Source organism: Chryseobacterium vrystaatense, from assembly GCF_000737765.1.
Classification (GTDB): Bacteria; Bacteroidota; Bacteroidia; order Flavobacteriales; family Weeksellaceae; genus Chryseobacterium; species Chryseobacterium vrystaatense.
Window position 1 is genome coordinate 268,290 of record NZ_JPRI01000012.1, and the last position, 11,832, is coordinate 280,121.

At 35.7% G+C, this 11,832-nt stretch carries 14 protein-coding genes and 1 tRNA gene; 7 read left to right on the top strand and 8 right to left on the bottom strand.

Going from position 1 to position 11,832, the window contains the following annotated elements:
• Nucleotide 1: 1 nt before the first annotated feature.
• The gene (locus tag IW16_RS23500; protein WP_034750526.1) at nucleotides 2–559 is read right to left on the bottom strand and encodes a TetR/AcrR family transcriptional regulator; all 558 of its coding nucleotides are present in this window, start codon (nucleotides 557–559) and stop codon (nucleotides 2–4) included.
• Nucleotides 560–877: 318 nt separating this feature from the next.
• Here IW16_RS23500 and IW16_RS23510 point away from each other — a divergent pair, with 318 nt between their 5' ends.
• The gene (locus IW16_RS23510) at nucleotides 878–1,510 is read left to right on the top strand and encodes a LysE family translocator (protein WP_034750533.1); all 633 of its coding nucleotides are present in this window, start codon (nucleotides 878–880) and stop codon (nucleotides 1,508–1,510) included.
• A 260-nt stretch (nucleotides 1,511–1,770) separates the two neighbouring features.
• Here IW16_RS23510 and IW16_RS23515 read toward each other — a convergent pair whose 3' ends face one another.
• Together IW16_RS23515 and IW16_RS23520 are read right to left on the bottom strand one after the other, a co-directional pair.
• Nucleotides 1,771–2,484, bottom strand: coding sequence for an SDR family NAD(P)-dependent oxidoreductase (locus IW16_RS23515; protein ID WP_051890690.1), 714 nt, complete (start codon nucleotides 2,482–2,484; stop codon nucleotides 1,771–1,773).
• Between the two features lie 36 nt (nucleotides 2,485–2,520).
• Nucleotides 2,521–3,102 (bottom strand): hypothetical protein, encoded by a 582-nt coding sequence (locus IW16_RS23520; RefSeq protein WP_034750537.1) that lies wholly within the window; start codon nucleotides 3,100–3,102, stop codon nucleotides 2,521–2,523.
• Nucleotides 3,103–3,688: 586 nt separating this feature from the next.
• Here IW16_RS23520 and IW16_RS23525 point away from each other — a divergent pair.
• Nucleotides 3,689–3,762 (top strand) — tRNA-Ala (locus tag IW16_RS23525).
• Between the two features lie 392 nt (nucleotides 3,763–4,154).
• Here IW16_RS23525 and IW16_RS23530 read toward each other — a convergent pair.
• Nucleotides 4,155–4,514 carry a winged helix-turn-helix transcriptional regulator gene (locus tag IW16_RS23530; RefSeq protein ID WP_034750540.1) on the bottom strand — a complete coding sequence of 120 codons (360 nt, stop codon included), beginning with the start codon at nucleotides 4,512–4,514 and terminating at the stop codon, nucleotides 4,155–4,157.
• 105 nt (nucleotides 4,515–4,619) lie between these two features.
• Here IW16_RS23530 and IW16_RS23535 point away from each other — a divergent pair, with 105 nt between their 5' ends.
• Entirely contained in the window at nucleotides 4,620–5,345 is a 726-nt protein-coding gene (locus tag IW16_RS23535) for an SDR family oxidoreductase (RefSeq protein ID WP_034750543.1), read from the top strand.
• A 38-nt stretch (nucleotides 5,346–5,383) separates the two neighbouring features.
• Here IW16_RS23535 and IW16_RS23540 read toward each other — a convergent pair whose 3' ends face one another.
• The 3 genes from IW16_RS23540 to IW16_RS23550 all read right to left on the bottom strand — a co-directional run bounded on the left by IW16_RS23540 (nucleotide 5,384) and on the right by IW16_RS23550 (nucleotide 8,123).
• Nucleotides 5,384–6,478, bottom strand: a complete 1,095-nt coding sequence (locus IW16_RS23540; protein ID WP_034750545.1) for a fatty acid desaturase family protein — start codon at nucleotides 6,476–6,478, stop codon at nucleotides 5,384–5,386.
• 177 nt (nucleotides 6,479–6,655) lie between these two features.
• Nucleotides 6,656–7,639, bottom strand: a complete 984-nt coding sequence (locus IW16_RS23545) for a hypothetical protein (RefSeq protein ID WP_034750548.1) — start codon at nucleotides 7,637–7,639, stop codon at nucleotides 6,656–6,658.
• A 31-nt stretch (nucleotides 7,640–7,670) separates the two neighbouring features.
• Nucleotides 7,671–8,123 carry a winged helix-turn-helix transcriptional regulator gene (locus IW16_RS23550; protein ID WP_228376986.1) on the bottom strand — a complete coding sequence of 151 codons (453 nt, stop codon included), beginning with the start codon at nucleotides 8,121–8,123 and terminating at the stop codon, nucleotides 7,671–7,673.
• 117 nt (nucleotides 8,124–8,240) lie between these two features.
• On the opposite strand from IW16_RS23550, the gene IW16_RS23555 reads away from it, so the two are divergent.
• Nucleotides 8,241–8,843 carry an FMN-dependent NADH-azoreductase gene (locus IW16_RS23555; protein WP_034751364.1) on the top strand — a complete coding sequence of 201 codons (603 nt, stop codon included), beginning with the start codon at nucleotides 8,241–8,243 and terminating at the stop codon, nucleotides 8,841–8,843.
• A gap of 248 nt (nucleotides 8,844–9,091) precedes the next feature.
• Here the strand turns inward: IW16_RS23555 and IW16_RS23560 are convergent, their stop codons facing one another.
• Nucleotides 9,092–9,640 carry a hypothetical protein gene (locus IW16_RS23560; RefSeq protein ID WP_034750553.1) on the bottom strand — a complete coding sequence of 183 codons (549 nt, stop codon included), beginning with the start codon at nucleotides 9,638–9,640 and terminating at the stop codon, nucleotides 9,092–9,094.
• Between the two features lie 384 nt (nucleotides 9,641–10,024).
• Between IW16_RS23560 and IW16_RS23565 the strand changes: the two genes are divergently transcribed.
• The 3 genes from IW16_RS23565 to IW16_RS23575 all read left to right on the top strand — a co-directional run bounded on the left by IW16_RS23565 (nucleotide 10,025) and on the right by IW16_RS23575 (nucleotide 11,778).
• Nucleotides 10,025–10,753, top strand: coding sequence for an NAD-dependent epimerase/dehydratase family protein (locus IW16_RS23565; RefSeq protein ID WP_034750555.1), 729 nt, complete (start codon nucleotides 10,025–10,027; stop codon nucleotides 10,751–10,753).
• A gap of 552 nt (nucleotides 10,754–11,305) precedes the next feature.
• The gene (locus IW16_RS23570) at nucleotides 11,306–11,497 is read left to right on the top strand and encodes a cold-shock protein (protein ID WP_034750558.1); all 192 of its coding nucleotides are present in this window, start codon (nucleotides 11,306–11,308) and stop codon (nucleotides 11,495–11,497) included.
• Between the two features lie 89 nt (nucleotides 11,498–11,586).
• Nucleotides 11,587–11,778: a cold-shock protein gene (locus IW16_RS23575; protein WP_034750561.1), complete on the top strand. Its 192-nt coding sequence runs from the start codon at nucleotides 11,587–11,589 to the stop codon at nucleotides 11,776–11,778.
• Nucleotides 11,779–11,832: the final 54 nt, after the last annotated feature.

Consider the following 11,832-nt stretch of genomic DNA (forward strand, 5'->3'; position numbering starts at 1 on the left):
TTTAGGATTTTACGGCATCCCACGCAGCCTGAATATACTGATCAATTGTTTTTTCCTCCAGGTGTATATATTTGCTGTGATGCAACTTCACGAGTGACACCAAAGATCCGCTGGTAAAGCCTATCCATTCTTTGATATCACCCTCTTTTATCAGCTGCTGCTTTTGCCCCTCCAGATAGACTTCATCCAATTCCACCACGTATAATCCACCCTGATGTTTGGCTGCCGGATCAATGTTTGGCGAATAATAAAACTGTTCCAAAAACAAAAAGTCCATCGGTTCCTGAATAAAGTATTCGACCATTTTCTTCCATAAGTGCATAAACCGCTGTTTAACGGACAGCGTTCTGTCATATCCCTGAACAATAATCTGAGATTCTTTCACTTTCAGATGAAAGTAAAGTTCGTTTACCAGCACTTCTTTGGTTGAAAAGTAATTATAAATTGTTCCCATCCCCGTATCAGCTTCTTTTGCAATATCAGACATTGGAGTATTATCTATCCCCTTTGACACAATAAGTTTGAGGGTAGCAGCGAGGATCTTTTCTTTTTTAGTCATGGATGCGATACAAATAACAATGACACAAATCTACACAATTGGAATGAACATTCCAATTGTCATTTACTTTTTTTCAAATCTACTAAGACCTGCCTCTAAAAAGTTACCATTTAATTTTGCTGTAAATATTTATTGTAATACATTAGCTACCAGCATTCAAACCTTTTTTACATTCGAAATCTTTCTCAGCTTCAACTGAATAAAGAACTGTATTAATTTAAAAATATAACCAGTAGAAAAATTAAAAGTCCAGCTATTGAATGTCATGCGCTATTCCTCAGACAATAGCAAAAAATAATAACCATCAAATTCAAAACAATGACCGGAATAGAAAATTTAGGAGGCTTCATCCTTGCAGCAATAATCGTCGTCACAACCCCCGGAATCGATACCATTATGGTACTGACCAGAAGTATATCCAAAGGAAGGACAGCCGGTTTGTATTCTGCATTGGGAGTGAGTTTAGGATTAATATTTCACACCTGTGCTGTAACGTTTGGACTTTCATTAATCGTCGCCCAATCTGTTATTGCCTTTTCCATCATCAAATATATCGGTGCTGCTTATTTGATCTACATAGGAACAAAAGCATTACTATCGAAGAATGAACAGATAGAAATCAAACCTGCTGAGATGAAAACAGACAGTGCTAAGAAAATGTTTTTCACAGCATTTATCAGTGATGTTTTGAATCCCAAAATTGCTGTATTTTTTCTGGCATTTCTCCCTCAATTTATCAACAGTTCTGCTATCAATACACCAATACCCTACCTGATACTTGGTTCAATAATGTGCCTTGTGACTTTGATCTGGTGTTCATTTTTAGCATTGATGGGAAGTAAAGCAGCGGCATTATTCAACAAAAATAAAAATGCAGAAAAATGGATGAATAAAACATCCGGTATTGTTTTTATCGTATTAGGACTTAAAATAGCACTGACAAAAAGATAACAGGAGTGCTATCCGATCAACGGATTTACAGGATTGAAAGCTGTGTAAAGTTGATCTCCTTCCCCACTTTGAATCTTTTATTTTTAAGTGTGAGCATTAGCTATTGAGTATAAAAAAAGAGTTACAGCAAAACTGTAACTCTTTCATTTCTAAAGACAATAATAGATTCATTTCTCTTACAAAAGTCCCCGATTAAGAATATTTTAATTTGAAAGCTTAAAGCTGTCGGGAACGTTGACCTTTCCTATTTCTTAAACATTTTATGTATAAAAATCTATGTTTAATTTGTTGCTGTTTTGGAACATCTTAGACATTTCATCCGGAAAGATATTCAGTATATTGCTTTTTATATCTTCACATATGTTCTGAACAAGCTCCTCAGCAGAAATTTTATATTCATTGATGTCTGAAGACATGTCAGTATCTACATAGCCGGGATAAACACCAAATACGTTAATATCATGCTGTTTAAATTCTTTTCTGACGGCCTGCGTAAAAATATGTGCAGCTGCTTTGGAAGCACAATATGTTGCCAGTCTGTTGATCAGTATAAGGCTCCCTACAGATAATATATTGACCACTGCAGAATGACTGTTATTTTTTAAAATATCATAAAATGCATTGGTTAATTTCACAACACCCATATAGTTGATATCCATTTCAAACTTTGCACAGTCTGCAGATCTTTCTGAGACAAAAGAGCTCTTTAGTTCTACCCCTGCATTATTAATCAATACGGTTACATCACTACACTGACTGATGCAGTTTTGTATTTCTTCTGTATTGGTTACATCGAGTTTTAAAGGAAATAATTTTTCAGGAAATTCCTGTGCTATTGGCGTTAATGCTTCTACATTGATTCCTGATATGTAAATTTTTTCTGCCTTATTCTTTAACAGTTCCGGAATAAATGCTCTACCAATTCCACCGTCAGCACCAGTAAGAAAGACAACACTGCCTTCTATTATATTCATTTTTCTTTTGATTCTATATTAATAATATGGAAGGCATTACATAGAAAATTTATACGTTACTGAAGTTGTACTTTGCTGTCTGTCTATCTGAGATTCTACTTCTATTTTGCAGCCCAAATCCAACTCGTCATTAATTCCTTCCATAAAAGTGACCAGTGTTGGAAAACTTACGCAATTATCAATGTCAAGTTGAGATAAAATTCTTAAGTACCGATCTATTCCAAACATTTTTATAATGGTTTCTTTCTCAGAAAATTTTATAATTTGAAAATTATATTCAGGACTGGCATTGTATATCGCGGAAATAATGACAAAGGCGAAAGCTGTTGTGTCCTGGGGAAAATTTTCCATTTTGGTTTTGCATTGCTGCGCTTTGATACGCCCCAAATCATAGAAAATCTTTTCAGAGATCATATTCGCCGGATCTTTACCATAGACTTCTATGATATTCTTCAAAGCAAGCCCGTAGAAAGCTGATGTTACATTTGATTGATCAAGTGTAAGCTGTAAAGTATTTTCAGGAAATAAAGTGGCTTTGCACTTTTCTTCAATTTCATGATGCAGATATACATCATTGACTCTGACAGGACTCAAGTCCGTCATTAATTTGTTTTTCATGGTAGTTTATTGAGCTGCAAAGATAAACAATTATATCACAAAATAGTGATGTATTAAATAAATTTTATCCTTTTTTATGTTACTTTAGTCAAAGTAAACGTATAGTAAGGATTCCATCAGTTCGGCCAAAGGCTTATTGGAAGGAACCCCGATATATGCCAGCATCATAGAAAAAAATGCAGATCTTTTACCGGAGATCACTAATAAATTGAGCGAAAAAATAGCTGATTTATATGGTAAAGAGCACCTTACTGTTCCGTTACAAGCTGTGGTAACCAAAACAAATAAAAAGTAGTTTTTTCAAATAGATTTCTTTAAAAGTGGGCTATCCTGATAATCAGTGATGGCTCACGTTTTTTTTATATATAAAAAAGAACCGGGATTGAAAATCAAAAGGAATTTTTCTATATGCATCTAAGCTATGATTATCATATTATTTATGCGGTTCGTCTTTGCCTCTATATTTTTGTTTTTACGTCTGTTATGCTCTACCAACTGACAAAGAAAAATAAAGAAGCAAAAAAAATCAATAAAATATTTGGAAATGTACTTTAAATACTTACTTTTGTACCGCTTTAAAAAAGTAGGGGGATTGGCGCAGTTGGCTAGCGCGTTTGACTGGCAGTCAAAAGGTCACGGGTTCGAATCCCGTATTCTCCACAGAGCAGACGTTTAAAACGTCATTAAAATGCTTGAAAAGCCTTTAAAACCTGTAATTATTAATAATTACAGGTTTTTTATTTTTATATGGCCATCATCCTTTTTTTAACACCAATAATTTTAGCGCAATTTTTTGGCAATACAAGCTTAGTCCGTTTTTTTGAACGACAGTGTTCATTGGATACAGCTGATCCATAAAAAGTAAAGATTCTACAATACTGTAGCCCCTAAGCAATGTAGGAAAGATCTTATTTTTATGTTTGTTTTGAACATATATTCTGTTCAATTGGGTGAAAACGATCTTGCAAATAGCCGTTTTTAGCAAAGCTGTTGATTATTCTGGTTTTCATTTTTCTGTATTTCTACTTCCACTTATACATTTTCTACAGAATTTAGAGAAGTTTTTGCCTGATTTCTATTCTGTGCTTTAGACCAAATTCAATTAAAGCATGAATAACTGGCAGAGTTTCATGAGCATGATCGGTCAGCGTATATGATACTGTTATCGGCTTTGTTTTGTTTACCGTTCGGGTTATCAGCAAGTTTTCTTCTAACTGCTGCAATTCCTTTGACAATATTTTTGGAGAGATTCCCTTCACGGTTTCCAGCAAATCTTTAAAGCGCATCGTTCCGGAAAGGTATAGACTTCGCAAAAGAACGATTTTCCATTTGCCACTTAATAATTCCAAAGCATCGTTCAATGCTAATTGCCTTTTAATAAGAGCATCTGATTTACATGTAATCTTTTCCATAATTATAGTAACTATCCTAAAGGTAATGAATAGTAAAATTATTATGAATCATCGATAGTTTTGCTATTGTAAACATAAAATAAACCAAAATTTATAAAAAAGTATATGGAGAACAGTTTGAATGGTAAAAAAGTGGTGGTATTAGGAGGTACATCCGGTATCGGTTTAGCGGCATCTTTACTGGCGGCGGAATATGGTGCTTTAGTCGTTGTAGCTTCCAGCACACAGAAAAAGGTAGATGAAGCATTATCTATACTGCCGGAAGGAAGTACTGGATTCACGGCTGATCTGGAAGATGAAAAGCAAACGGAATTGCTCTTTAAAAAAATTGGCGGGTTTGATCACCTCATTTTTACAGCAGGTGATCAGCTAAGTTTTAAAGAATTATCAGAGTTGAACATTGAAGAAGCAAAAAAGTCCATTAATGTACGTTTCTGGGGAGCAATAATGGCGGTAAAGTATGCCCTGCCGATGATAAGAAAAGATGGATCAGTTATTTTAACAACCGGCGCACTTGGAAGAAAGCCCAGGGTAGGCACAGCTGTAATTGCAGCGATGGCCAGTGCTGTTGAAGGACTTACCCGTGCATTGGCCATTGAACTTGCCCCTGTAAGAGTTAATGCCGTTTGTGCAGGAACCGTCAGGACAAACCTCTTAGAAAATATGTCCGCTGCCGGCAGAGAAGAGCTCTACAACAAGATTGGAAGCAAATTACTCACAGGGAGGGTCGGCAACGCCAATGAAATTGCTGAAGCTTATCTGTACCTGATGCGGGCAGGTTTCACCACCGGACAGATTGTCGTGGCTGATGGAGGGAGTCTGCTGGTTTAGCTGATTCTGCTATAGGGCTCAAAAAGTCATCAGACCTGCTATGGCAAATTGGTCTTTGCCTCTTTACCAAATTTTTTCAGTGTCAGAAAATGGGATCTCAATGCAGATATAAAGCTCTCATTTTCAATATAAGGCAAATTGAACTCCATCGCGGTCTTCTTCACAATAACAGAGATCTCCCCATAATGGATGTGGCAGACTTTAGGAAAAAGGTGATGTTCAATCTGTCTGTTCAGTCCACCAAGGAAAAATGCCGCAAGCTTATTATGCGTCGCAAAATTCGCTGTTGTATGCATCTGATGTTCTGCCCAGGCCTCTTCAATCTGCCCGGTTTCGTTAGGTACCGGAAAATTAGTACCTTCAACAACATGTGCCAGTTGAAACACAAGCCCCATCGTTAAACCCTCTGCTATATGTAAAATCAGAAAGCCGATCAGAAACTGCCACCAGCTTACATCAAGCACCCATAGCGGCAATATAATAAACAGGAAGTAATACAGTGCTTTATAGAAAAACAAGTTAAAATACTCCAGCTTAGGATGTTTGTTTTGGTGGGCTCCTATTTTTTTCTGGAAAAATTTCACAAAATCCTTACGGAATACCCATGACAAAGAGGCCAGGCTGTAAAGCGGAAAAGCATACCAATGCTGGTATCGCTGAATGCGGTTAACCTCATCTTCTTCAGCAATACGGATCAATCCCGGTGCGACCTCAATATCTTCGTCGTGTCCAGGGATATTTGTATAGGTGTGATGAACCACATTGTGGGTGATGCTCCAGACATATGGATTGGCACCGATCAGGTTAAAGATAAACCCGAACAGTTTATTCACATTTTTATTACCGGAAAGTGCACCGTGTATCGCATCGTGGCACACATTGAAACCCACAAAAGCACTAAACATACCCAAAACCCCAGCAAGAGGCAAGAGCATCCAGGAAGGCAACAGATTCGAAATTATAACAAGGTAAATTCCGGCGAATCCCAAAAGAAAAAATAAAGTCTTGCCCCACATGTGGGCATTGGCGTGTCGGCTTAATTGGTTTTGACTAAAAAACTGATCGACCCTGCTCCTTATGGTTGCATAAAAATGAGAACCGGAAGCTGATGAAAATTTTACTTTTTGTGACATAAGATATCTTGTTTGATCTACCTACGCGAACAAACAGATGTGCTAAATCGGGCGTTGGGATAAGAAGGGAATTGATTTTCCGGTACATTACCGGGTTGTATATATAACGTATTAATTGCTAAATTAGTATATCTGCGAATATGTCTGAAATCTATTTAGGGGTGATCACTCTGGAAATTATTTTTTTAAAACATATTTTTTCAATTGGTCGTCAATGTAATATGATGTTTCTTTTTCTTTATCACTAACCAAAAAATAAAATTTTAAGTTCTTCCGATCTTCTACATCATATTTCTCGGACAAATTCTGATCCGTTGCATAGTTAATTTCTTCAATTTTAAACAATTTCTGAGGTTTAATAAGCCAGGTCATTGTTAACAAGTCCAATACCCCATACGATTCATCATTTGATTCAATAGAATATCCATAATACTTTCTTCTTATAGAATGTTCTGAATCAACAAAAGAAAAGTAACCTTCTGTCTGACTTCTGCTATTGCTGATTATATCATTGATAAGTTTTTTTTCTCCATTCATATTGATAAAACCCAGCTCTCCACTTAAAGTCTTGTATTTGAACCAAATATTGTCGTTTCCGCTGTCTATAAGGTCTAAATGTGAATAATTAAAATCCAGATTTTTTAAAGTTTCACCATCTGGATTGATAACTGCATATGCATTATCTTTAATGGCGATCGCAAAATCCTGATTTTTGTATTTAAATAATTGTGGACAGTATGTATACGTGTGTGAAAAAGAAAAAATTGAATTATTGGATACGTAAAACCCTTTTGCATACCCTTTTTTTATAGGACCTTCTTTTGGGGATTCTTCAAAAATCCGCCAGTTTTGTAAAAACACTTCCATTTTTTTTGTCCTGCTGTTTATTTCAAAGTAGGCAATATCGTTATAATTCCCTCTTAAATTGGGTTTGGCAAAATCTAATTGGTAGTAGTTGGGCTTTACAACCAGTTTATTATTTTTCGAGTTTAAATAGCCCATCCCTTTTTCAGCTTTATAAGGAACCAAATTTCTGAAATCCATCGCCTTAATGCTAACAAAGTCTTTCTCAATAATGTTTTTTATACTGTCTTCATATTTTTCCTGGGAAAAAGCAGAACTAAAAATAAAAAAGGGTAATAATGATAATTTTCTGATCATATTTTTTTCTTGTTTGATATAAAAATGGTTGTTAATGGGAATTTGAAACGCTAAGCATGTTTCTCATACTGTCCTTAATTCTCTCTCTATGCTGTTCGCCCCAGCTGCTTAATTCACTTATGACACCCTTCAGCGTCCGGCTGTATTCTTCAGCTTCATATATAATAGTTACAGGAGTGGTCTCATATACCTTTCTTGTAATAAAACCGTTCAGTTCCAGATCTTTGAGTTCCTTATTTAATACCTTGGGCGATATACCGTCGACGTCTCTTTGTATCTCTCCGAACCTTTTGGAAGACTCGAGCAATGACAGGATCAGAGCAAGCTTCCATTTTCCATTCAGGACATACAGCGCATCGAGGACATTTTTTAGAGAACCCTCACATTCAACCTTGTCTGGAAGAGGTATTTCATGGATATCTTTCATAGCGCAAAGATAAGCACTTACCTCAAAGTAACTGCTTTCCTTGACGTAAGTATCCAATTTTCTTAATGATCCTCCTCTACCTTTGCTTTAACAATTTGAGCTGCCGGAATCACTGATAGATATTAAAAGAGTTAGCTCATAATTTAAATGTAAATGCAAAAAACAAAAAATCTAATGAAACAAATCCTTCATTTAAAATCAAGTCTGCAGGGTAACGATTCCTATAGTATTAAACTTGGAAATGCCATTGCTAAAAAAGTTCAGGAAAAGTATCCGGACAGCACATTGGAAGAATTAAATCTGGTAGATCCTGAAATACCCCATTTAAACCCTGCTGTTCTGCATGCCCTGTTTGTTCCCGGCGATCAGTTGCCGGCTGATGACGAAGAAGCAAAAAGTCTTTCCGATAAGCTCGTCAGACAACTCTTAGCGGCAGACACCATTGTTATTGGTGCTCCCTTGATCAATTTCACAATCCATTCAGCATTAAAAGCATGGATCGATCATATTACCCGACCCGGAATTACATTTGGGTATACTGAAACTGGTCCTATTGGTAAAGTAACCGGAAAGAAGGTCTACATCGCGATGTCTTCAGGGGGAATCTATTCCGAGGGGCCAGGTAAAGCCAACGATTTTGTTGCTCCTTATCTCAAGGCATTTCTTGGATTTCTCGGTATGACTGATGTTACAGTAGTCCGCGCTGAGGGATTAAAAGTTCCCGGAGTGAAAGAATATGCCATGCAAAAAGCACTCGAAAGTATCATCATTGACTAGCTCCTGATAAGATACATGAATCTGCAAATCCGTAAATCATTTCATACTTATGAACAAACACCCTTAAAGAAATCAATTCATATTGTTATTTTGGAAGTCAAAGTTATGATCATCTCTTAAAAAAGAAGACCATTTTAAGTGGTCTTCTTTTCTGTTTTTCAGCGGTATTCTTTGGAAACCTAAAGAGGATATATGAACTCTTGACAGGTGTAATTATTTCCCTGAATTTTATTGTTGTTTATTTAATGTTAGAAATCATATCCTACTTTAAAACTAATTTCCGGTACTACCTGTACATTATATCCACCCTTGATTATTTTCCCCAATCCTAATCCCAGTCTCAACTCGTAATTAAAATTTTCGGCAAAATTTCTTCGCATTCCCCAATTGGGAATTAATGCCAGCATTTCATTCACATGAATATTATCCACATTAGAAATGACAAAAAGGTCTGGAGTGTACTCCAGCTTAAGAGATACAAAACTTCCAGCATTGTTCTTTGTATTCCTGCCATTCTCGACCCTGTTGTCAAAGTTATAATAGTACTTGGGAGCAATGGAAATTGAAGGAGCTAATGCAAATCCTGTTCTACTGTATAAATCTCCACCCCAGATTGAGGGGTTAAATGAAATTTGACTTCGCAGGGATATTTTCTCCGAAATACGGGTTTCATTATAAAGATCAACCCCTATAAAACCGGCCTGTATTCCTGTTACAGATTTATTTATTTCTTTTTTTTCCTGAGAGAAAGCCAAAGCACAGGTAAAAAGCATGATTGAAAAGTACATTTTTATCATATCTGATAGAATTTTTATTGGCCGTAAAGCTATTTAAAATTGATGAATGGATTAATGATTATAATTCACCACTTTTTTAAAGCTCATTATCCTGTACAATAGAACCATACCCATCTTGACTGTGCCTCTATCATCTGATAATTCAGGGTAAGTCATAATCAATAAACTGAATAAAGCAATAAGGGCAAAGAAATTGGTTATTGCTACATTTGCTTACTTAGGTTTCCTGAAATATCAAAGGCGTCGCGATAAAGCAGCCACTGAACCCTGATTAATAATCAATAACTAATAGCCATTTCACCTTAGTAGATCATAGAAATTGTCCAGCAATCTCAATTAAATATGATCTGAATATTTTAAATTTCTATTATTAAATAAATACTCATGCAAAACAAAATATTAATTACCGGCGGCTCCGGAAAAATTGGAAGCCACTTTATCAAAGCTTTTTCGGATCAATATCAATTTAGAGTTTTTGATCTTCAACTTCCTGAGGTTCAAAGTACATCCATTGAATATATCAAAGGAAATCTTACTGATAAAGAATACCTGACAGAGGCTTGTAAAAATATAGATATTGTCATTCATCTGGGCGGAATTGCCGATCTGCATGCCAATTTCAATGACTTATTGGATGCCAATATCATTGGGACAAAGAATATTGTTGATGCTGCTATTGCGGCTGGCTGTAAAAAAATCATTTATGCAAGCAGTGCTCAAACAATAGAGGGCTATCCCAAAGATATTCAAATTAATACAGAGATGGCTGTAAAACCGGGGAACTTATATGGTATTTCCAAATGTTTTGGAGAAGCTCTTCTGTCCTACCAATGTTTTAGCAGTGACTTAAGCGCAATTTGCCTTAGAATCGGAGCTTATGAATTTCCGGAGGATTTTACAGAAATGAATGCACGGGATTTAAGTGCCTATCTGCATCCTGACGATTTGAATCAACTCCTCCATCTATGCATAGAATCTAAAAATATACAATTTGAAATATTGAATGCCATTTCAAACAATACCTATAAGCGACTCGATATCCAAAAGACTAAACTTCTTACAGGTTATGATCCTCAGTACAATTCTTTTGACCTGTTCAAACTCAAAAAATAAAATTTGGGAACCCTGGAACACATTCATGATGTAGAAAATCCCTGAAAGCTTTAAGCCCTGTAATTATTGGAATTACGGGGTTTTTTATTTTTCATTTCCGTTCGGGTATTAAAATTATTTTGAATTCAATAATTAGATCAAAAAGCCAGTGAATCCCCTTCCTGACTAAAAACCAGCCATAAATCACAGAAACATTTTGGCTCATCTTTTTTGCCAATTTATCAGAATTCTACTGAAAGACGTAAAAAAATAGTTATCTTTCAATTAATTATACGTACATTTGTAAAATAATCAGGCTCCTGCCAATGCTTATTCTGAAACTTTTGAGTTTACTCTTTCGCTCAGTCTTCGCTTTTTCAGCCGCTAATTTTTGTCTTCAATATAACAGGTGCAGTACCTTTACTTCTTGATCATTCAAGATTCTAAAAATTACCCCCCATTATTTCTTGTTCACAAATCGATTTATTATTGTGTTGATGTTATTCATCGGTGCAGTAATGGCAACAGCCACAAAATTATCAGTAAATACAACAAATTTTATAATACAATACAATGCAACAAGGAACAGTAAAATTCTTTAACGAGACAAAAGGATTTGGTTTTATTTCACCTTCAAATGGAGGTCAGGATGTTTTCGTACATACTTCAGGTTTAGTAGATAGTATCCGTGAGAATGATGTCGTAACATTCGATTTACAAAACGGCGCAAAAGGTGTGAACGCAGTTAATGTGCGTGTAGCCTAAATTAAAAATACTGTTGTGATGCTATCATCATCGCAGTAATGGCAGCAGCCAAAAAGATCATTTAATACAACAATTTATAATACAATACAATGCAACAAGGAACAGTAAAATTCTTTAACGAGACAAAAGGATTTGGTTTTATTACACCTTCAAATGGAGGTCAGGACGTTTTCGTACATACTTCAGGTTTAGTAGATAATATCCGTGAAAATGATGTCGTAACATTCGATTTACAAAACGGCGCAAAAGGCGTTAACGCAGTTAACGTACGTGTAGCTTAAATTTAAAAAAAAGCTTAATTATTAAGCTTTTTCTTTCATATAATATATAGCAGG